This is a genomic window from Gibbsiella greigii (genome assembly GCF_039540155.1).
GTDB lineage: Bacteria > Pseudomonadota > Gammaproteobacteria > Enterobacterales > Enterobacteriaceae > Gibbsiella > Gibbsiella quercinecans.
This window is the reverse complement of record NZ_BAABEM010000045.1, coordinates 53,732-75,210: the sequence shown is the minus strand read 5'-3', so window position 1 is coordinate 75,210 and position 21,479 is coordinate 53,732. Positions and strand designations below refer to the sequence as shown.

18 protein-coding genes and 1 pseudogene are annotated in these 21,479 nt (G+C 61.0%); 8 read left to right on the top strand and 11 right to left on the bottom strand.

All coding sequences use genetic code 11. From position 1 onward, the window contains the following. Positions 1 to 676: 676 nt before the first annotated feature. The 3 genes and pseudogenes from AC559G_RS19445 to AC559G_RS19435 all read right to left on the bottom strand — a co-directional run. A complete protein-coding gene (locus AC559G_RS19445) occupies positions 677 to 1,495 on the bottom strand; it encodes an isocitrate lyase/PEP mutase family protein (protein ID WP_498914047.1) in 819 nt (272 codons plus the stop codon). A gap of 104 nt (positions 1,496 to 1,599) precedes the next feature. Then, positions 1,600 to 1,779, bottom strand: a complete 180-nt coding sequence (locus AC559G_RS19440) for a DUF1493 family protein (RefSeq protein WP_498914046.1) — start codon at positions 1,777 to 1,779, stop codon at positions 1,600 to 1,602. Between the two features lie 135 nt (positions 1,780 to 1,914). Beyond that, a pseudogene (locus AC559G_RS19435) lies at positions 1,915 to 2,013 on the bottom strand (STM2901 family protein); the annotation flags it as partial. Between the two features lie 511 nt (positions 2,014 to 2,524). On the opposite strand from AC559G_RS19435, the gene AC559G_RS19430 reads away from it, so the two are divergent. The 8 genes from AC559G_RS19430 to AC559G_RS19395 all read left to right on the top strand — a co-directional run bounded on the left by AC559G_RS19430 (position 2,525) and on the right by AC559G_RS19395 (position 13,538). Further along, positions 2,525 to 3,664: an HlyD family secretion protein gene (locus AC559G_RS19430; RefSeq protein ID WP_498914045.1), complete on the top strand. Its 1,140-nt coding sequence runs from the start codon at positions 2,525 to 2,527 to the stop codon at positions 3,662 to 3,664. Beyond that, positions 3,661 to 5,229, top strand: a complete 1,569-nt coding sequence (locus AC559G_RS19425; RefSeq protein ID WP_498914043.1) for an efflux MFS transporter permease — start codon at positions 3,661 to 3,663, stop codon at positions 5,227 to 5,229. Before AC559G_RS19430 ends, AC559G_RS19425 begins: the two co-directional genes overlap by 4 nt. Before the next feature lies 1 nt (position 5,230). Further along, on the top strand, positions 5,231 to 6,769 hold the full coding sequence (locus AC559G_RS19420) for an outer membrane factor lipoprotein domain-containing protein (protein ID WP_498914041.1): 1,539 nt from the start codon (positions 5,231 to 5,233) through the stop codon (positions 6,767 to 6,769). Between the two features lie 206 nt (positions 6,770 to 6,975). Then, positions 6,976 to 8,799 carry an ABC transporter permease gene (locus AC559G_RS19415; RefSeq protein ID WP_498914039.1) on the top strand — a complete coding sequence of 608 codons (1,824 nt, stop codon included), beginning with the start codon at positions 6,976 to 6,978 and terminating at the stop codon, positions 8,797 to 8,799. 1 nt (position 8,800) lies between these two features. Further along, positions 8,801 to 9,880: an ABC transporter ATP-binding protein gene (locus AC559G_RS19410; protein ID WP_498914037.1), complete on the top strand. Its 1,080-nt coding sequence runs from the start codon at positions 8,801 to 8,803 to the stop codon at positions 9,878 to 9,880. 45 nt (positions 9,881 to 9,925) lie between these two features. Further along, the gene (locus AC559G_RS19405; protein ID WP_498914035.1) at positions 9,926 to 11,038 is read left to right on the top strand and encodes an ABC transporter substrate-binding protein; all 1,113 of its coding nucleotides are present in this window, start codon (positions 9,926 to 9,928) and stop codon (positions 11,036 to 11,038) included. A gap of 43 nt (positions 11,039 to 11,081) precedes the next feature. Then, the gene (locus AC559G_RS19400; protein WP_498914033.1) at positions 11,082 to 12,521 is read left to right on the top strand and encodes an inositol monophosphatase family protein; all 1,440 of its coding nucleotides are present in this window, start codon (positions 11,082 to 11,084) and stop codon (positions 12,519 to 12,521) included. Positions 12,522 to 12,542: 21 nt separating this feature from the next. After that, the gene (locus AC559G_RS19395) at positions 12,543 to 13,538 is read left to right on the top strand and encodes a LacI family DNA-binding transcriptional regulator (RefSeq protein WP_498914032.1); all 996 of its coding nucleotides are present in this window, start codon (positions 12,543 to 12,545) and stop codon (positions 13,536 to 13,538) included. 6 nt (positions 13,539 to 13,544) lie between these two features. Here AC559G_RS19395 and AC559G_RS19390 read toward each other — a convergent pair whose 3' ends face one another. From AC559G_RS19390 to AC559G_RS19355, 8 genes are all read right to left on the bottom strand, one after another. Continuing rightward, complete coding sequence (locus AC559G_RS19390) at positions 13,545 to 14,552, bottom strand: LacI family DNA-binding transcriptional regulator (protein ID WP_498914030.1); 1,008 nt, start codon at positions 14,550 to 14,552, stop codon at positions 13,545 to 13,547. A gap of 45 nt (positions 14,553 to 14,597) precedes the next feature. After that, positions 14,598 to 15,362, bottom strand: coding sequence for an MBL fold metallo-hydrolase (locus AC559G_RS19385; RefSeq protein WP_498914028.1), 765 nt, complete (start codon positions 15,360 to 15,362; stop codon positions 14,598 to 14,600). After that, on the bottom strand, positions 15,352 to 16,389 hold the full coding sequence (locus AC559G_RS19380) for an ABC transporter ATP-binding protein (protein WP_498914026.1): 1,038 nt from the start codon (positions 16,387 to 16,389) through the stop codon (positions 15,352 to 15,354). The genes AC559G_RS19385 and AC559G_RS19380 overlap by 11 nt, the downstream gene beginning before the upstream one ends. Positions 16,390 to 16,398: 9 nt before the next feature. Continuing rightward, on the bottom strand, positions 16,399 to 17,211 hold the full coding sequence (locus AC559G_RS19375) for a carbohydrate ABC transporter permease (RefSeq protein WP_498914025.1): 813 nt from the start codon (positions 17,209 to 17,211) through the stop codon (positions 16,399 to 16,401). Then, entirely contained in the window at positions 17,208 to 18,077 is an 870-nt protein-coding gene (locus tag AC559G_RS19370; RefSeq protein WP_416260694.1) for a carbohydrate ABC transporter permease, read from the bottom strand. Before AC559G_RS19370 ends, AC559G_RS19375 begins: the two co-directional genes overlap by 4 nt. A 50-nt stretch (positions 18,078 to 18,127) precedes the next feature. After that, positions 18,128 to 19,348, bottom strand: a complete 1,221-nt coding sequence (locus AC559G_RS19365; protein WP_498914022.1) for an ABC transporter substrate-binding protein — start codon at positions 19,346 to 19,348, stop codon at positions 18,128 to 18,130. A 139-nt stretch (positions 19,349 to 19,487) separates the two neighbouring features. Next, the gene (locus AC559G_RS19360) at positions 19,488 to 20,366 is read right to left on the bottom strand and encodes an MFS transporter (RefSeq protein WP_498914020.1); all 879 of its coding nucleotides are present in this window, start codon (positions 20,364 to 20,366) and stop codon (positions 19,488 to 19,490) included. Continuing rightward, positions 20,356 to 21,477: an alkene reductase gene (locus AC559G_RS19355; RefSeq protein ID WP_498914018.1), complete on the bottom strand. Its 1,122-nt coding sequence runs from the start codon at positions 21,475 to 21,477 to the stop codon at positions 20,356 to 20,358. Before AC559G_RS19355 ends, AC559G_RS19360 begins: the two co-directional genes overlap by 11 nt. Positions 21,478 to 21,479: the final 2 nt, after the last annotated feature.

The following is a 21,479-nucleotide window of genomic DNA, read 5'->3' as shown; positions in this document are numbered from 1 at the left end:
GCGCTCACCTGGCGGATTTCATCATGGTTCGGGTCACAGCAAGACCCCGAAAGAAACCGGATATATGGCTGCAATACCTGTTCACGTTTTCAGAAAAAAACATTGGCATTATCGGAGCGTCCATATACGGCCATTGAGGCGAGACAAGCAGGGAGGTTTGTCGTAGCCGACCCGCCCGGCGACGGGGACGCCGCGAGGGCACCCGCGCAGCGGGCAGGCCATGTTAAGCGCAGGCCGGGGTGTCAGGGCCGGGCCTTCGGCCCTGACAATTGCCGTGCATAATTGCCGCAAAGGAACTCGATACGATTAAGGCAATTCCACTTACACAGCGGGTTACAGAGTACGGTTTCGTCAACGTTCTTTGTTGAGGCCGGAGAGGGTTTCGGTCGCTATAATATCGTGGCTTTTTGCGGCACCGTAGCCCGCGCCCGAGTTAGGGGCCGTGGGCGCGTCCCCTAACGACCCGCGCCTGCGCCATATCAGGCGGTTTCGCCTATGCGCCGTTCCGCCGTTCGGCGCCTTCAATGGCTTCAACCCCCGTGCTCCACTCACCTAATACATCGTCTTTGAGATTAACCCATGTCGAAACCGGTGGTTAGGTTACCCGGTGGCTATAGATTGAACACACCTGCAACTTGAAGTATGACGAGTATAACCCGATAGACCGGCGTTACCGTCACCGCTGCGGTGGGAAATAGCGTTCAATGTCGCTAAAGCCCATCGCGCCTTCCAGGGCGGAAAAGTCGCCCGCCTCGCCCATCGCTTCGGCAGCTCGGATAAACGCGCCCAGCGCCAGCCGGGATAACGATGAACCGGCGCTGATACGCTTCACGCCCGCCTGTTCCAATTGCGCCATGCTGAAGGTGGCGCCCGGGATGCCGGCAATGACGTTAACCGGTTTTGACAAGGCGCCGCACAGAGTGCGAATGGTGTCTAAATCCCGTAGGCCGGGCGCATAAAGCACATCCGCGCCGGCTTGTTCAAAAGCCTGCAGCCGCCCGATGGTATCGTCGAGATCCGGCTTGCCCCACAGGTAGTTCTCGCAGCGGGCCGTCAGCACAAAATCCTGTGCCAGTTTATCGCGCGCTTCCGCTGCGGCCTGGATGCGTTCAACCGCCAGTTGAAAATCATAAATCGGCCGTTCGCGACGGCCGCTGTAATCTTCGATCGAGCCGCCGGCAAGGCCAATCTCGCCTGCGGCGCGAATGGTTTCCGCCACGATCTCCGGGCTGTCGCCAAAGCCGTTTTCCAGATCGGCCGATACCGGCAACGGCGTCGCCTCAACCAGCGCACGGCAGTGCGCCAACGTGGTGACTCGATCTACGCTGCCCTCGCGCAATCCCTTGGAAAAAGACATACCGGCGCTGGTTGTCGCCAACGCCTTGAACCCCATTGCGGCCAGAATTCTGGCCGTCCCGATATCCCACGGGTTGGGAATGATGAATGCGCCGGGTGCCTCATGTAATTTTCTGAAATCGCTGCTGATATTCGCCATCACCGTTCCCCTGTCAGCCCGCTGGCGCGGGAGTGTTTTCCACCGAATGTATATCCCAAAGACGCCAAGTGGCAAGGCACACACAACCCCCTATTTACGCATGATTAATCGTAGAGCCAGCGGCCAGCCTTGGCGGATTCAATATACATAATGATTGTTAACGGTTTTTTATCCTCATTGGGTTGCTTACGCGAGAATAAAGGTTTGCTCTTCCATGGGTAATAGTTTCCCAGGAAAAAGCCTGCCGGTTGCACGTTAAAGCGTTCGAAAAACTTTTCGGTCATTTCCGCAATATCATCCGCCTCATGGAGTGCTTGCAGTGGAGCTGAATCCTCAATATCGATTTTTTTTAAATAGGGTTGTGGCTAAGGGCAATTCTCCCTTAACAAAATCTCTTACATCTGCATCAGTAATGTTTTTCACCAGATTTTATCCTCAGGGCGAGCAATCAGATTATAGCGATGTACCGTTTTATTGCTTATCTGGGCAACATCATTAGCGAGGATAACCCAACCCACGCCAAAGCCTACCCCTAACACGATCGGGCTTTGCAAACACGCCGATGACAAGACACGGCCGGATAAAAAACGCCGGCAAGGGATGAATAACGCCTGCCCAATCGGCAAAAATATCGTTACAGATCGTGTCACGTTTTCCTGCCCATCATCCGTATATCGGCATGGTAGCCGCCATAGGAAAAGAAAAAAAACAATTAATATCAAAACGATAAAATCACCCGCATTAACCACACTCGGCCATGCGTCGTTTCACGTTCTTACCCGTTATTTACCTGGTGGCGCCTTGATTGCCTGGCACGTTCATCTTATGGTCAAACAGAGACGAAAAAATTATAAGCGCGCAAGGCCACTGCGCTGCACCGGGTAACAACCACGGCACGGTGTATCAGCGGAGCAAGCGGCATCTGGAATTCAATCCACACTCAGCACAATCCGGTACTGCCGGATCCTTTATCTGTCCCAACATCACAGCGTTAATTCCAGGGCTTCGGCTTGAGCCCATCTTACACAGATGAGAACTATGGCTAATCAATCGATTTCACCGTCAGCGGATGACCCGCGTCATCAAGAAAACAACCCGCAACAAGATCAAGATAGCGAACAACCCGAACGCCGGCGCCCCGGTAAAAAGCCGCTGATTGTTTTAGCGATCGTGATGGTGGTGATGCTGATCGTCGCCCTGTGGTACTGGCTGGCTACACGCAATATTGAAACCACCGACGATGCCTATACAGATGCCGACGCGGTCACCATCGCGCCGAAAACATCGGGCTTTGTCACCCAACTGTTGGTGAAAGACAACCAACGGGTGAAACGCGGCCAGCTGCTGTTGGTTATCGATCCACGCGACAACACCGCTCAGCGCGATCAGGCCCAGGCCCAACTGGGGCTAGCCGTCGCACAGTTGCATCAGGCGCAGGCGGCGCTGGATCTCGCCAAAGTGCAATACCCGGCGCAGAAAGATCAGGCGCTGGCCCAACTGGCCAAGGCGCAGGCCAACCTGCTCAACGCGCAGGAAGACGACAAACGGCAACGGGGCGTAGATCCACGCGCCACCTCGCAACGCAATATCGATGCGGCCAGCGCCCAGTTGAGAAGCGCACGGGCCGAGCTGGCAAGCGCCAAAGCGCAGGTGGAAATCGCCTCGCAGATCGCGCTGCAAATCCGCCAGCAGGAAACCACCGTTGAGGCGCGCCAGCAGCAGGTTCAGCAGGCACAGGCCCAGCTCAACACCGCCAATCTGAACCTGGCCTACACCGAAGTGCGCGCCCCTTACGATGGCTTTATCACTCGGCGTAACGTGCAGCTCGGCAGCCTGGTGCAGGCAGGCAGCTCATTGTTCTCGCTGGTTTCCCCCGAGGTGTGGATCAGCGCCAACTTCAAAGAGACCCAGTTGGCGCGCATCCGCCCGGGCAACCCGGTGGACATCACCGTCGACGCCTGGCCGGATATCACACTGCACGGGCATGTCGACAGCGTTCAGATGGGTTCCGGCTCGCGCTTCTCCGCCTTCCCGGCGGAAAACGCCACCGGCAACTTTGTGAAAATCGTCCAGCGCGTGCCGGTGAAAATCGTCATCGATAAAGGGCTGGACGCCGACAAACCCTTGCCGCTGGGCCTGTCGGTTGAACCCAGGGTGACGGTGAAATGAGCCAAAGCCAGAGCTGGCAGCCGGCCAGCAACCCCTGGCTGGTGGCCATTACCGTCACGTTGGCGGTGTTTATGGAGATCCTGGACACCACCATCGTTAACGTGGCGCTGCCGCACGTCGCCGGCTCGCTGTCATCTAGCTATGATGAATCGACCTGGGTGCTGACCTCGTATCTGGTGGCCAACGGCATTGTGCTGCCGATTTCCGCATTCCTGAGCCGGGTATTCGGCCGCAAGCAATTTTTCCTGATCTGCATCGTGATGTTCACGCTCTGCTCGTTCCTGTGCGGCATCGCCACCGAGCTATGGCAGATTATTCTGTTTCGGATCATGCAGGGCTTTTTCGGCGGCGGGCTACAGCCGGTTCAGCAATCGGTGCTGCTGGATTATTTTAAGGTGGAGGATCGCGGCAAGGCGTTCGGCCTTTCCGCCATCGCGGTGATCGTCGCCCCGGTGATCGGGCCGACGCTCGGCGGTTGGATCACCGATAACTACAGCTGGCGCTGGGTGTTCTTCATCAATATTCCCGTCGGCATCTTCAGCGCGCTGGCGATCTATCAGCTGCTGGAAGATCCGCCGTGGGAGCGCAAGACAGCGAAGGGCAAGCTCAGCATCGATTACATCGGCATCGGCCTGATCACCTTGGGGCTAGGCTGCCTGCAGGTGATGCTCGATCGCGGCGAAGATGAAGACTGGTTCCAGTCAAACTTCATTATCACCTTCGCCATCCTGACGATCATCGGCCTGGTCGGCGCCGTCTACTGGCTGCTGTACGCCAAAAAGCCGGTGGTTGATCTCTACTGCCTGAAAGACCGCAACTTTGCGGCCTCCTGCGTGCTGATGGCCGGCATGGCGATGATCCTTTACGCCAGCGCGGTGGTGATCCCACAGCTGGCGCAGCAGGATCTGGGCTATACAGCCACCTGGTCCGGGCTGATCCTCTCGCCGGGCGGCGTGCTGATCGTGCTGTCGATCCCGCTGGTGCTGCGGCTGATGCCGGTGATACAAACCCGCTGGCTGATCGCCTTCGGCTTCTTCTGCCTGTCGGCCTCGTTCGTCTATTCCGCCACGCTGGCGCCGAACGTCGACTTCACCACGCTGGTATTGATGCGCAGCGCCCAAACCATCGGGCTGGGCTTCCTGTTTGTGCCGCTGACCACCATTGCGTTCGTCACCATACCGCAGCGGCTGAATGCCGATGCCTCCGCCCTGTTCACCATGTGCCGCAATGTGGCGGGCTCGATCGGCATTTCACTCTCCACGGCGATGATCACCGAACGCCAACAGGCCCACAGCGCCAATATGGTGCACAACATGTCACCCCTGAATGAGCCTTTTAACCTGACGGTGGAACACTGGGCGCAGGCGATCAGGGATTTCACCACCCAGACGGGCGATCCCATTTCTCTCGCCACCGGCCAGTTGTATAAAACCATGATCGAACAAGCGCGCATCCTCGCCTACATTGACGTTTTTACCGGCCTGAGCGTTATCGCCCTGCTACTTATTCCTTTTTGTTTACTGCTTGCGCCCATCAAGAGCAAAGGCAGTGCGGGAGCACACTGACATGATGGTTTACCCCTCATTTTCCGCCTCACGAACCGGCTTGCTGGCAACGGCTCTGCTGGCGCTTTGTGCCTGTTCGGTCGGGCCTGACTACCAGGCGCCCACGCCCAATACGCCGGGCGCGTTTAATACGCTGGCTTCCGGCGGCGCGTCAAAACCGCAGGCCACGGCGATCGACGCCAACTGGTGGAAATCCTTTCACGATCCGCAGCTCGACAGCCTGGTGGAGCGGGCGATCGCCGGCAATCTGACCTTGCAACAGGCCGTGCTGCGCATTGCCGGTTCGCGCCAGCAGTTGAACCAGGCGCGCGGCGCCTGGTATCCGGCGGTGGAAAGCAAAGCGTCGGCACAGCGCCAGCAGATGGGGCTGAAGGGGATCCTGGAATCCCATGGCGCATACAGCAAGGTGGATGAGGTCGATCCCAGCCTGAGCTCGGCGCTGGATAGCCTGGCCCAGCCGGTAGGGCTGTATCAGGGCAGTTTCGATGCCTCCTGGGAACTGGATCTCTGGGGCAAGGTGCGCCGCCAGGTGGAAATGGCCGGTGCCCAGCAGCAGCAAGCCATCGAAAACCACAACGACGCGCTGGTGTCACTGGAGGCAGAAGTCGCCAGAACCTATTTACAGCTGCGCGGGGCGCAGGCCACCAGCCAGACGCTCGCCAGCCAGATTGAGATCGCACAGCAGACGCTGGAACTGACGCAAAGCCAACAGCGCAATGGCCTAGCGCCGCAAATGAACGTGGAAAACGCCCGTGCCCAGCTTGGCTCGCTGCGCGCGCAGATGCCGCAATACCAGGCGCAGATCCATCAGGCGATGAACGGTCTGGCGGTGCTTATCGGCCAGCCACCGGGCGCTCTGGATGGCGAACTGGCGGCGAATAAGCCGCTGCCCGCCTTGCCGAAGGCGGTGCCGGTCGGCGTGCCGTCCACGCTGGCCAGGCGCCGGCCGGACGTGCGCGAAGCGGAGGCGCAGCTGCACGCCGCCACCGCCAACATCGGCGTTTCCATCGCGCAGCTGTTCCCGGATCTGTCGCTGACCGGCCAGTTCGGCGTACGCAATACCGACGCCAGCTATCTGGATAACTGGAGCAGCCATTTCTACAGCTACGGTCCTTCGATTTCGTTGCCGATATTTCAGGGCGGCCGGCTGGTGGCCGGCGTTAAACTGGCACGCGCCGAGCAGGCCAGCGCCGCGCTGGGCTACCGCCAGACGGTGCTGACCGCGCTGCAGGATGTGGAAAACGCGCTGGTGAGCTACCGCGCCGATCAGCAACAGGCGCAGGAGCTTGATCACACCGTCGACGCATTGCAAAACGCGTTTGAACTGGCCAGCGACGGCTACCGCCAGGGGCTGTCTTCGTTTATCGACGCGCTGGATACCCAGCGCCAGTTGGCGCAGGCCAGGCAGCAGGCCAGCCAGGCGCACATGCAAAGCAGCCTGGATCTGGTGGCGTTATATAAAGCGCTGGGCGGCGGCTGGGAACCTTATCAGCAGGCCAGGCTGCCCGACTACCCGGTATTCGGCCCGGCCGGCAGCTAAAAAAACGGGCGTTGCTCCCGCGGCCGGCCGCCGTGGGGGCAACACATCGGCCAGTGCGTCATCCGCCGGCAACCGCCTCTCCCCTTTGTTAACGCCCTGCGCAGGCACATCAAAAAAAATTGCACATAGGTGCAAAACGGTCACCGGGCCGTCATAAAGCGCCGATATAGTCCTTTCCTGTCTAAAAACAGAAAAGGGAATCCCCCGTGACGCCCGAAGCCGTTAACCCGGCACCGCCTTCATGGTGGTGCAAATTCCGGCACGCTTTCACCATCGCCCGCCACGAGCCGGCGAACCTGATTGGCATGCTGTTGATATTGCTGTTTGCCTGGATCATCCTGGCGCCGGTGCTGTCGATTCTGCTTGACGCCATCGTCGTGCAAAGCGGCGACAGCGAGCGCGTGCAGGCAGCCGAAGGCGCCTTTACCCAATATTACCTGCTGCGCACCCTGGCTTCGCGCATGTCCAGCCTGCTGCTGTGGACGCCGTTGCTCAATACGCTGGCGGTGGCGATCAGCAGCGTGTTGGGCGCGCTGGTGGTCGGCGTCAGCCTCGCCTGGCTGGTCAACCGCACCGATATGGCCGGGCGCAAATGGTTCGCCACTGCGCTGATTGTGCCGTTTATGCTGCCCTCCTGGACCTTCGCGCTGGCCTGGACCACGCTGTTTAAAAACCACACCGTCGGCGGCCAACCCGGCTGGCTGGAAACCCTCGGCTTCCACACGCCGAACTGGCTGGCCTATGGCTATTTCCCGATCGTGGCGATCATGGTGCTGCACTACGCGCCGCTGGTGATCCTGATCGTCGGCAACGCCCTGAAACGCATGGATAGCCAGTTGGAAGATTGCGCCCGGGTGCTTGGCGCCTCACGCCAGGTTATCGCCCTACGGATTATTGTGCCGCTGGTGCGCCCGGCGCTGCTGTCGGCCGCGCTGCTGATCTTCGCCGATTGCATCGGCGAGTTCGCCATTCCGTACATTCTCGGCTTGCCGGTGCACTTCGATACGCTATCCACCGGTTTGTACCGCGCGTTGGGTTCACGCCAGACCGGCGTTGCCGCGGTGATCGCCGCGGTGATTATGCTGATGGGCATGATCACACTGCTGCTGGATATGCGCATGCTGCGCGAAGCCAAACGCTTCGTTACCGTCAGCGGTAAGGGCGGGCTGGATCGCCGCCGCCATCTAGGCCGCTGGCGCCTGGCCGCCGGGGCGGCCGCACTGCTGTTTGTGCTGCTAGGCGTGGCCATACCGTTGCTCACGCTGTTCTTTTCCACCATCATGAAACTGCCGGGGCGATTCAGCGCCGACAACTTCACCTTCGATTTCTGGATTGGCCATCATCTGGATACGGTGGCCCTGCATAACGGCATTCTGATTACGCCGGATTTCTGGCACGCGGTATGGAACACCGTGGTGATTGTCGGCTCGGCATCGCTGGCCTCCGGCGTCCTCGGCCTGTTGGTCGGCTACGCGGTGATACGCAGCACGGTGCGCTGGGTGGGCGGGTTTTTACGCCAGATCACCTTCCTGCCCTACCTGGTGCCCGGCATTGCCTTCGCCGCCGCGTTCCTGTCGCTGTTTGCCGTGGCGCGCGGCCCGGTGCCCGCCCTGTACGGTACCCCGCTGATCCTGGTGATTGCGCTGATCGCCGAGAAAATGCCCTATGCCAGCCGTTCCGGCATCGCCGCAATGACCCAGTTGGGCAAAGAACCGGAGGAAGCAGCGCGCGTGGCCGGCGCCGGCTGGTTCACCCGCATCGGGCGGATTGTGATCCCCATCCAGGCCGCGCCGCTGACCACCGGCATTCTGCTGCCGTTTATTTCCGGTATTAAGGGCGTCAGCCTGTTCATCATCCTGGCGATCCCCGCCACCGACGTCCTGACCACCTATTCACTGCGCTTGATTGACTACAACTACCAGCAGGCGGCCAACGCCGTGGTGTTGATGATTGCGCTGATTTCATGGGCCGGCACGGTACTGATTCAAAAAATCTCCGGTACCGGGTTGGCTGAAGGTTTGGAGAACTGACATGCCCGCCATTACCCTGACCAACCTGAGCAAAACTTACCACGGCGCCAAACAGCCGGCGGTCAACGCCATCAACCTGACCGTTAAAGACGGCGAATTCATGTGCCTGCTTGGCCCCTCCGGCTGCGGAAAAACCACCATCCTGCGCATGATCGCCGGTATTGAACACGCCAGCGGCGGCGAGATCGCCATCGGCGATGCGGTGATGGATTCCGTGGCCCAGGGAACCTTCGTACCGCCGGAGCGGCGCCGCGTCGGGCTGGTGTTCCAGAGCTACGCCCTGTGGCCGCACATGACAGTGGAGCAGAACGTCGATTTTGGCCTGCGGCTGCAAAAAGTGCCGAAGCAGGAACGTATCGCCCGCAGCCGGGACGTGATGGAAAAGCTGCGCATCGCCGAGTATGCCGGCCGCTATCCGGCACAGCTTTCGGGCGGCCAGCAACAGCGCGTCGCACTGGCGCGCATGCTGGCGGTCAACCCCGGCGTCCTGCTGCTCGACGAACCGCTGTCCAACCTGGACGCCACCCTGCGCCTGGAAATGCGCGCGGAGTTGCGCCGCCTGCACGCCGCCTTCGGCACCACCATTGTGTTCGTCAGCCACGACCAGTGGGAAGCGATGACGCTGGCCACCACCATCGCCGTGATGAGCGCCGGGCATGTCCAGCAGGTGGGCACGCCGGATGAGATTTACGCCAGGCCTGCCAACCGTTTTGTCGCCGAGTTTATCGGCACGCCGAAGCTGAACATGATCCCGCTCAATCAGCCGGCCAGCGCATTGGCCGCCCACCTGCAGCAGCGCTTTGCCCTGCGGGAAACCGCGCATACCTGCGGCATTCGTCCAGAGGAGATCGCGCTGTGCGAGCAGCCGCACAGCGACAGCATTCCGATGACGATCGACAACATCATGCCCACCGGCGGCAGTTGGGTGATCGAGCTGGTGAAAGACGGCGATCGCCTGTTTCACTCAACGCAACTGCGCCCGCGCTGGCAGGCCAACCAACAGGTGCACTGCCAGTTGCCCGCTGCCGCCCTGCACTTCTTCAACCAGCAGGGGCAACGCCAGGAGCCGTATGGGCGCTAACCACCACGATAGCCGTTTCGCTTAACCGCAACCCAAGGAAATGTGATGAACCGCAAATTGATAATGCGTCTGGCGATACTCGCCGTCTGTGTCGCCGGCGCCGCCGGCGTCAACGCGGCCGAACCGCTGGATCTCTCCACCCTGATTGCCAACGCCAAAACAGAAGCGCCAATCACCGTTTATGCCTCCACCGGCAAGATCGTCGAGCAGGCGAAAAGCTTTAGTCAGCAATATGGCGTTAACGCGGTAGGCATTAAGGCCGACGCGCCGCAGATCATCGAGATCATCAGCCGTGAAGCGCAGGCGCACAACGTGAAAGCCGATGTGGCGATCATCGAAGACGCCCCAGCCGGCATGGCGCAGTTGTTAAACAAAGGCTATGTGCAAAGCTGGGTACCGGATGATATGAAGGCCGCCGTGCCGGTGCAGTATCAGGCGCCGTTGACGGTGGTGCTGGCGCCGAACGTGTTTGCCTACAACACCGCGCATCATGGCCGTTGCCCCATCACCAATATCTGGCAACTGACCGAGCCGCAGTGGCGCGGCAAAGTCGCCATGCAGGATCCCACCAGCAAACCGGCCTACACGGATTGGTTCAGCCAGATGGCCACCCACTATGATCAAGAGGTGCGCGCCGCCTATCAACAGGCGTACGGCAAACCGCTGGAAACCGACGAAAGCACGGCGACGGCGGCGTTCGTTAAAGCGCTGGCCGCCAACAGCCCGCTGCTGACGCATTCCGACAACGACGCGGCCGAAGCGATTGGCGCGCCGGATGGCAAAGGCGATTTTGTCGGGCTGGTTTCCACCGCGAAATTCCGCGATAACAAACAGGGGATGAAGCTGGGCCTGTGCAACGGAATGAAGCCGTTTATCGGCTGGAACTACCCCAGCCTGGGCGTGGTGGCGAGTGGTAGCCACAGCCCGAACGCCGCCAGGCTGTTTGTCCATTACCTGATGACCGCCGAAGGCATCGCGCCGCAGGGCGTGGACGGCAAAATGTCCACCAACCCGGCGGTAAAACTGCCGGCGAACGAGGCTTCGGGCATCGAAAAATACCGCGCGGAGTTGATGGCCTACCAGACCACCAGCGCCAAGACGGACTGGCAGAGCCGCCAGGACTGGCAAGATCTCTGGAACCTGAACTACCAAAAATAACCGCGCCGCCGCGCGCCCGATATTTTCAGATGGGGAGAGCCCTTTGACACAGATTAACCTGGCGCAGCGTGAAGCTGCGTTAAAACGCATTATCCTCGCCGCCGGCGAGACGGCGCTCGGCCATTTCCGTTCCCGCCGGCCGGGGGCGTTTTCACTGAAAGGCCACCAGGACTTCCTGACCGAAGCCGATACCCTGGTAGAACAGCAGATCCGCCAGGCCATTGCCGCGGCGTTTCCCGAAGACACCCTGCTGGGCGAGGAAACCGGCAGCACGGCCTGCGATGCCACCCGCCTGTGGGTGATCGATCCCATCGACGGCACCGCGAACTTCGCGCGCGGCATCGAGCACTTTTGCGTCGCCATCGCCTTCGTCGCCGAGGGCGTCACCGAGCTGGGCGCCATTTACAACCCCGCCAGCCAGGAGCTGTACCTGGCGCGGCGTGGCCACTACGCCGAGAAAAACGGCCGGCCACTGCAGTGCGCCGCCACCGATGACGTGCGCAACGCCACGTTTGAACTCGGCTGGTCAACCCGCGTGCCGCAGCGGCGTTATCTGGACGTGCTGGCCGCGCTGCTGGGCCAGGGCGCGAACGTGCGGCGCGGAGCATCGGGCGCGCTGGCGCTGGCCTGGGTGGCGGAAGGCCGCACCGACGGTTACGCCGAACTGCACATGAACGCCTGGGATTGCCTGGCCGGGCTACTGCTGGTGCGTGAAGCCGGTGGCCGCACCGGGCACATCCCCACCCACGCGGCAGACATCTTTAACGGGCTGCCGGTGTTAGCGGCCGCGCCGGCCGTGGTCAATGCGCTGGCGCGCGCGACCGGCATTCCGGTCGCCACGGCGGCGTGGCCCCCCGCGGAAGAACCGGCCGCCGCCACACATTACGATCGCCCAGCCATCAGCCTGATCGCATCCGATTTTCCCGGCTGGGGAATGGATATTTATATCGGCGGTTCCAGCGGCGTGACCGATCTGGCGCTGCTGGAACAGTACGGCATCAAGACGGTGATCAACTGCGCCGTTAACCTGGATATCGACTGGGTTTCCACGCCGGAAGCGAACATCGGCGCGCACTTGCTCAACCACGGCGCCGGGGCCATTCGCTATTACAAACTGGGGCTCATCGACGGCGAGGGCAACCCGCCGACCATGCTGCACGCGGGCTATCACCTGATGCGCTCCGCCCTGCTGCAGCAAATCCCCGCCAAGCCGTCTTACCGCAACCGCGAGCGAGGCAATGTATTGGTCAACTGCCGCGGCGGCCGCAGCCGGTCGGTGGCGCTGGTGGCCCTGTTTATGCACCTGGAGTGCCCGGCGCATTATCCAACGCTGGACGCCGCTATCGCCCATATCCGCGATAAACGCCGCCTGCACCCAGACGAATGGTACGAAACGCCGAAGCCGGAAATGGTGGCCCTGGCGCAGCGCGCCATTGAGATGGAACAGGCGTTAAACGCGGCGGGGTTGGGCATTGGGCAATAAACACCGCCAGGAGGCCACGGCATGAACGTGAAAAACATGGCCAGCGCCGCCGAAGTGGCGCGCCTGGCAGGGGTTTCCCGCTCGGCGGTGTCGCGCACCTTTACCCCCGGCAGCAGCGTTTCAGCAGAAACCCGGCGCAAAGTGTTGGCCGCCGCCGAAACGCTTAACTACCACGTCAACCATCTGGCGCGCGGCCTGTCCAAACCGGCCAGCCGCCCGGTTTGTCTCCTTGGCGGCAACCTGAGCGCGCCCTACCAGGCCAGCCTGCTGGATCAGATCACCCGGCGCCTGCATCAGGCGCAGCGCGCCGTGATGGTGATCAATACCGACGGCGGGGAAGAAAGCGCCGACGCCGCGCTGCGGCAAACCCTGAATTACCGCGCCGCCGCCACCATCGTGCTGTCGGGCAGGCCACAAACCTCGCTGGTGGAAACCTGCCTGCAAAGCGGCCAGCAGGTGATACTGATTAACCGCATGGGGCAATTCGCCGGCGCCGACAATATCGACATCGATTACACCTCGACCATGGCCGATGCTCACCATATGCTGCGCCAGGCCGGCTGCCAGCGCATCGCCCTGGTCTCGTCTTCCGCCCGTTCGCCCAGCATGGTGATACGGGAAAGCAAGTTTCTCGAAGCCGCCGGCGCCCAGTGCCAGGTAGCGCGCCCGGGGCCGGCCGACTATGCCAGCGGCGCTGCCGCCGCGCGGCAACTGCTGGCGGGGCAGAACCGGCCGGACGGTATTTTTTGTGTGACCGATTTGCTCGCCTGCGGCGTTATCGACGTGGCCCGTCATGAATGGGGGTTGCGTATTCCCGAGGATCTTTGCGTTATCGGTTTCGACGACATCGAACAGGCGAGCTGGGGCGGCTATCAGCTCACCACCTTCGCCCAGCCGCTGGCGGAGATGGCGAACGCCATCATGGAACTGTTGCAGCCTGCATCAGCGCCGCGCCTGCCGGGCAAGCGCCTGTTCCAGGCGCCGCCGGTATGGCGCAAAACGGTGCGGTTAGGCTGAACCGGCCTACGCGCTGCCGCGTACCCGAAGTGCCGGCGCCAGGCTCGTGAGTGCCGGGATGGCCTCTTCGCTCTCCCCCATCATGTGCAGCAGTTGGATCACCCGTTCGGCAATCTGCGCAACCGGCTGGGCGACCGTGGTCAATTGGTAGCCTTGCCAAGCGGCCTGCGGTACATCATCACAACCGATCACCTTCAGTTGGCCGGGAACAGAAGGCCCCCCCTGCTGGCGGCAGCAATCCATCAGCCCCATCGCCAAGGTATCGCAAGCGCAAAACACGCCTTCCATCGCGCGCAGCGAGGCCCGCGCATGCATGGCCAGCGCAAAGCCCGCCGCGTAGTCATATCGCCCTGCTTCCAGCCGCTGCGGCGGCGGCGCCCCTTGATCTTGGATCTGCTGGCAAAAACCCAGATAACGTTCGTTGGAGGCCTGCCCATCGCCGCGCCCGGCGACAAACCCCAGCCGCGTCAGCCCCTGCGAGAGCAGGTGTGCGGCTGCCAGCCGGCCGGCCTGCACGTTATCGGTCTGCACCGCCGGAATTAAACCGCGGGCATCGGTGCGCCCCAGCGTCACCAGCGGCAATGAAAGTTTCAGGCACTGGCCGAAACGTTCCGCCGGCAACGATCCGACAACCGCAACCACCGCGTCAACCTGGTAACCCGATAAGCGCAGGATGGCGTCATCAAGATCCTCATGCTGGTTAACGCTCAGCAACATCGGCTGCTTGCCGTGGCGTTGCAATGCCGCCGACAGCGCTTCAAACAGATACGACTGATAGGGGTTGGAAAAATCGCTAATCAGTATCGCCACCAGATTCGAGCGTTTGCGCTGCGCCGGCGTACTCAGCGTGCGGGCAAAAAAATTGGGTTGGTAACCCAGCGCTTTCGCCGCGGCCAGGATGCTGGCGCGTTTCTTTGGCTGGATGCTGGCGCCGTCGGTAAATGCGCGCGACACCGCCGAGCGCGACACGCCGACATAAGCGGCGACGTCGGCGGCGGTTACTTTTTTATTCATATTAACGATGAGCTTGCTCCTGTTTAACGTAAACGCGGCCGTTCCTTATGCGCGGGCGCTGCGGGCGCCGATGCTCGCGACGGTCAGCGTTTCCCCCTCTTGCGCCAACGCCAGCCCGGTGATGCCGGCGGTACGGGCGCGTAGCTCAGCGCGGCAGTGTGGGCTGATATGGTACAAGCGCCACTGGCTGCTCGGCTTGCGCGCCAACGGGGCGATAGCCTGCCATGAGCCGTGGCTGGGGTGATGATCCAGCACTTCACACTCTAAAAATACCCAGTCGCTTTGCGCCGCCAACCGCTCGCCCGCCGGCGACAATAATCCGTCGCCGGAGTAAAACAGCTGGTGCCCGCCGGCGGTGGTGACGTACAGGCTGCGGTTCGGCACCGCGTGGCGGGTCAGCGAGGTCTGCAACGCCCACGGGCCGAGCGCCGCTACGGTTTCGCTGTCTTGTTGCACGAGCGGAAATCCGCCGGTGGCCTGCGGCCAAAACGCGTAATCGATCAGCGGCGCGATCACGCGCCACTGCGCACGTTGGGCGATCAGCGCCAGCGGCCGCCGCCTGCCATTGGCCGCCATCCAGTTCAGCAGCGCCGTCAGGCCCAGGCAGTGATCCGGGTGGGCATGTGTAAGGTAAACGGCATCAATCCCATGCGGATCGCGCCCTTGGGCGAATAGCGCCGCCGGCACGGTTGGCCCACAGTCAATCAGCAACTGATAGCCGCCCTCCGTCACCAGCACGCTGGCGTTGGTATGTTCCCCGTCATAAGCATTGCCGCAACCTATCACCTCAAGTTGAAAATCACGCGGCATGCGTCACCTCTGCGGGCACAACGCGCCGTTGCGCGGCGTCGAAATAATGCAACAGGGAATCCGCCAGCCGCAGCGGCAAACGGTCACCGGTTTGATAGTCGGCCGTGCTCTCGACGATAAATGGCTGGCCTTGCAATTGGCCATAATACAAGCGCGCATGGCCCAGCGGCTCCACCACGCTAATCGTCATTTCACAGTCCGGGCGCGCGGCGTCAATCACCACATGGTTCGGCCGCACGCCAACGGTGGCGACGTTTTCCATCGCCGCGCCGTTAATCAGGGTATTAAACAGGCGGGCATCAAGAAAGTTCATCACCGGCGAGCCGATAAAGGCGGCGACGAACTGGTTGGCCGGCTGCTGGTAAAGCGCTTCGGGCGAGCCAATTTGCTCGATCCGCCCCTGATTGAGCACCACGATTTTATCGGCCAGCGTCATGGCCTCGACCTGATCATGCGTAACATAAATCATGGTGGCCTTCATTTGCTGATGCAGCTGTTTCAAATAGGTACGCATTTCGCTGCGCAGCTTGGCATCCAGGTTCGACAGCGGCTCATCAAACAAAAACAGCTGCGGGCGGCGGACGATCGCCCGGCCGATAGCGACCCGCTGCCGCTGGCCGCCCGACAGTTCGCCCGGCAGGCGGTTTAACAGCGGGGTCAGCTGTAAGTTTTCTGCCGTCTGCCGCACGCTCTGTGCGATCGCCGCTTTGGCCATGCCGGCCATTTTTAGCGGGAACCCCATGTTTTTCTCAACCGACATATGCGGATAAAGCGCATAGGACTGAAACACCATCGCGACTTCGCGCTCTGACGGATGCACGCCGTTCAGCGCCTTGCCGTTCAACAGGATCTCGCCCTGGGTGACGCTCTCCAGGCCGGCGATCATCCGCAACAGCGTGGATTTACCGCAGCCGGAAGGGCCAACGAACACCACGAACTCCCCTTCTTCCACGGTCAGGTCCACACGGGGAATAACGCGTTGCTGGCCATAGGCTTTTTGAATGTTTTTAAGTTCAAGCTTTTTCATGGTGGTGTCCTATTTCAGCCCCATCGAAAAACCGCGCAGCAGGTAGCGCTGCATGTAGCTGGCCAGCGCCAGCATCGGCAGGGATGAGACAATGCCGGTCGCCATCAACTGGCCCCAGACGGTGCCGTCTTCGGTAACAAAATTGGAAATAAACAGCGGCAAGGTGAGCTTATCCGGGCTATGCAGAAACAGCAGTGAGAAAAGAAACTCATTCCAGCCGAGGATCATGGCGAAAATCGCAGTGGCAACCAGGCCCGGCGCGCACAGCGGCAGCACGATCAACGCCAGGCGTTTGCTCAGGCGCGCGCCATCCATCGCCGCGGCTTCTTCAATTTCAGCCGGGATATCACGCACGAAGCCCAGCAGCATCCAGATGCAAAACGGCAGGGTATAAACCTGATAGACCAGCACCAACCCGAGCCGGGTATCCAGCAGCCCCAGTTGGTTCATCAACGAATAGAGCGGGATTGCCACCACGATCGGCGGCATCATTTTGATTACCAGCACCGCCAGTAAAAACAGCATATCCAGGCGGGCCGGGAAGCGATAACGCACCAGCGCATAGGCCGCCAGCACGCCAGCCATCACCGATATGGCGGTGGAAGCCAGCGAGACAAACAGCGTATTGCCGACCAGCATCGGCAAATCCCCCTGCCAGATCGCCTTGAAGGATGCGAAGCTGATCTGCCGCGGCAGCAAATTGGCGCCGGCGTTGAGGATTTCGCCCGGCGGCTTGAAGGCCGTGCCGAACATCCAGACGATCGGCAGGATAAACAGCATGACGATCAGCCAAACCCACAGCGGGTGAAGATACGCTTTCATCGTGTGCTCCCCTTCATCACTTTGCGGGCATAAAACAGCGTCATCGCCAGCGAGATCGCCAGCATGACCAGCGCCGAGCTGCTCGCCATCCCCAGATCAAAAAAGCGGAAGCCATATTTATAGACAAACATCGACAGCGTTTCAGTGGCGTTGCCCGGCCCGCCGCCGGTCATCACGTACACCTTGTCAAACAGCTTGAAGGTATCGATCGCACGCAGCAAAAACGCCAATATCACCTGGTTTTTAATCTGCGGCAGGGTGATGTAGACAAAGGCGCGCCAGCCTTTGGCGCCATCAACCAGCGCGGCTTCGCTGATGTCTTTCGGGATGGATTGCAAGCCGGCCAGCACGATCAGAAACGCCATCGGCGTCCATTGCCAGGTATCCACCAGCGCAATGGCGTACAGCGCCAGATGGGGGTTAAACAACCATTCTTGCGCCGGCAGGCCCAGCGCGGTCAACACCGTGTTCAGCAAGCCGTAATCGTAATTGAACCAGGCGCGCCAAATTGCCGAGCACACCATGGTCGAGATCATCATCGGGTAGATAAACAACGGCAGGGCCAAGCGGCGCCCGGGAAAACGGCGGTGAAACAGCAGCGCAATGCCAAGGCCGAGCACCACCTGCGCCACCGAGGCCACCACGGTAAACACCAGGGTATTTTTAATCGCGGCGACAAAGAAAAAGTCATCGAACAGGGTGCGGAAGTTAGCCAACCCGACAAACTGATAGTGGTTGTTTGCGCGATCGACCTCGCCGAAAGCGTGATAAATCACGCTGACGATAGGGTACGCCGTTAATAATCCCAGAATCGCCAGGGCGGGCAACAGCAGAACCAAGCATTGTTTACGATTTTCAGAAAACATAAATCAATCCGAATTGGCGCTGGCGTTTACGCACCGCGCCGTTGAGCCAATTACATTTTGATGATGCGGCTAATACTGCGCTGGGCCTGCTGCAGCGCCTGTTCGGCGCTCATCTGGCCCATCATGGCCATTTGCAGGTAATCGCCCAGGATGCTTTCAACCTCGGCCCAGTTCTGAATGCGCGGGCGCGCCTTGCCGATTTTCAACGCTTCGGCCTGCTGCGGATACCAGCGGTATTTCGCCACCACGTCTTTGTCGGCATAGACGCTGGCGCGCGTTGGCGGCATGCCGTAGCTCAACGCCAGCGTTTTCTGCATATCGGCGCTGGTGGCGAAGGTGAGGAAAGCCGCCGCATCGGTTTTGTTTTTCGCATCCGCTGGGATCGCCAATTGCCAAAGCCCCAGCATCGGCGACGGTTTACCGATTTCCGCCGGCGGCGCCATGATTTCCATCTCGCCGACGACTTTCGACACTTCCGGGTTATCCAAATTCGGCACCCAGGCCGGCCACACTTCGATCGCCATGGCGGCGCGGCCTTTTTGCAACGCATCGCGCACTTCATCGGCGTTATAAACATCCACGCCGCGCGCCGCGTACTGTTTCATGGTCAGGAACGTTTCCAGCGCCTGCTTCGCCTGCGGCGAATCCAGCGTCGCTTTGCCATGTTGATCCACCACGTCGCCGCCATAGCCCCACAGAATCGGCAGGAACCCGGTGACGATCGGGTTGCCCTTCACGCCGCGGAACACCACGCCCTTCATCTCTGAATGCTGATTAATCACCTGCGCAGCGTTGAGAACATCACGCCAGGTTTTCGGCTGTGAGAGGTGGTATTTTTCAAACTCCGCGCGGTTCCAGGCGAACATGGCGACGTTGCCCACCATCGGCAATGCGTAGATCGCGCCGTTGGCATCGGGATAACGGCCAATATCAAACGGCGCCGTAATGAAATCGCTGTCTGCCACATCGTTGGCCAACGGCGCCAGCCAATGGTTGCTGAAAAACTCCGGCGCCCAGGCATCATCCATTTGAATGACATCGTAATTACCGGTTTTTTCACGCATAGACAGCGCGATGTTCTCGTAAAGGCCCTTATTCGGGCGCTTCACCAGGGTGATTTTGGTTTCCGGGTGGGCTTTTTGGTAGGCGTCCACGACGTACTGCAGCGCTTCGCCATAGCTGCTGTCGCGGCCGGCAATAACCAGTTCGCTCGCCAGAGCGCCAAACGTGGTGGCCAACAGCGTAGCGGCAAGGATGGTGCGTTGGAACATGGGTATCTCCTCAACATTGCTCATTAATGCGTCTTTTTGCACGCGCGTGCATTTCAATGAGCACCAGCCTAGAGAGGAAAAATGTCACCCAGATTACAACGCCGTAAAAGTTAATAGGTGGCGCCGCCCGCCTTCCCGATTACCGGCAACCGGCCCTACCCGCATGGCAGCGATGCCGACGTGCCAGCCACAGCAAGGAAAGCTGGGCCAACAACGCCAGCACAAACCCGGCCCAGGGGGTGTGGGCCAACTGCCCCTGCGCCACCAAGGTGCTGCCGCAGGCCTGGCCAAGGGTAATGCCCAGATTGAAGGCCGAGATATTCAGCGCCGAAGCAAAATCCACCGCCCGCGGCGCCCAGCGTTCGGCGGTATCCAACATCCCGGTCTGGAACCCCGGCGACATGCCGAAGGCGAATACGCCCCAGATAAACAACAGCGGCACCATCGCCGTCTTGCTGGTCATCAATAACGCCAACGCCGCGAAGACCACCAGCAGCCCGGCCAACAGCGCCACGGCGAAAAACGGCAAGCGCCAGCCAAAACTGTTGCCGATAAAACTCCCCAGCGGCACACCAACCACCATCGCCAGATTCAACCCGGCAAACATCACCGCAATCGCCCGGCTGGCCTGCCCTTCCGGCGCCAGGCGCGCGGCGATGGTGGCGCCGATCGCAAAGAAACTGCCGTGCGCCACCGCGGTGATGCTACGCCCGGCCAGCAGCAGCGGGTAGCTGGCAGACAACGCCGACAGCAGGTTGCCTGCCAGAAACAGCGCCACCAACCCCAGCAGCACCGTTTTACGCGGCAAACGCGCCAGCGCCAGCACCACCAGCGGCGTGCCGATCGCCAATGCGAAGGCGTATAGCCCCACCAGCCCACCCGCGCTGGCCAGCGGCACGCTGAATTCTGCGGCGATGGCCGGCAGTACGCCGACCACGATGAACTCCGCGACACCAATCGCAAACGCCCCAATGGCCAGCGCATAGATGCCGGGGTGGGTATGATCTTTACGACGCATGCGGCCCCTCCTGCGTGGCGAACGGATAATCGGTATAGCCTGCCGCCGCACCGCCGAAAAAGCGATCGGCATCCGGCAGGTTCAACGGCAGCCCCAGGCGCAGGCGCGCGGGCAAATCCGGGTTAGCGATAAACGGCCGTCCAAAGCCGATCAAATCGGCCCAGCCGTGTCGCAACGCCGCCTCGGCGCGCGCCAGCGTGTACTTACCGGCATAAATCAGCGTCCCGCCATAGATCAGCCGCAGCGCTTCTTTGAACGCTGCCGGCATCTCGGGGGCATCCTCCCAATCCGCCTCGGCGATGTGCAGGTAGGCGACATGACGTTCGCCAAGCAGACGGGCGGCGGCCAGATAAGTCGCCTGCGGCGTATCGTCCACCGCGCCCTGCAGGGTGGTTAATGGCGCAAGCCGGACACCGAGCCGCTCCGGGCCGGTGACGGCAGCGACCGCCTCAACCACTTCTCGCAGGAATCGCAGGCGGTTGCCCAGGCTGCCGCCGTATTCATCACGCCGGGCATTGGCCTGGGAGTCGATGAACTGGTTGATCAGGTAGCCGTTGGCGGCGTGCAGCTCTACGCCGTCGAAGCCGGCCGCCAGTGCATTACGCGCGGCATCGGCATAATCACGCACGATGCCGGCGATTTCCGTTGTTTTCAGCGCACGCGGCGCCGAATGCAGCACCTTTTCACCCATGCCGGCCAGCGGCCCTCTGCCGTCGGGATCGATAAATACGCTCACGCCCTCGGCCCGCAGCGGCGAAGATGACACCGGCGCCACCCCTTCGGGCTGCAATGACGTATGGGAAACACGGCCGACGTGCCAAAGCTGTGCGAAGATGCGCCCGCCGGCGGCATGCACCGCGGTGGTTACGCCGCGCCAGCCAGCAACCTGTTCGGGGCTGTGGATGCCGGGCGTCCAGGCATAGCCTTGCCCCTGCTGGCTGATTTGTGTGCCTTCACTGACGATCAATCCGGCCGAGGCGCGCTGCGCGTAATAGTCGGCCATCAGGGCCGTTGGTACGTTAGCAGCGCCGGCGCGCGAACGGGTCATCGGCGGCATCACGATACGGTTGGGCAACGTCAGATCGCCCATTCGATAAGGGGTAAAAAGCATAG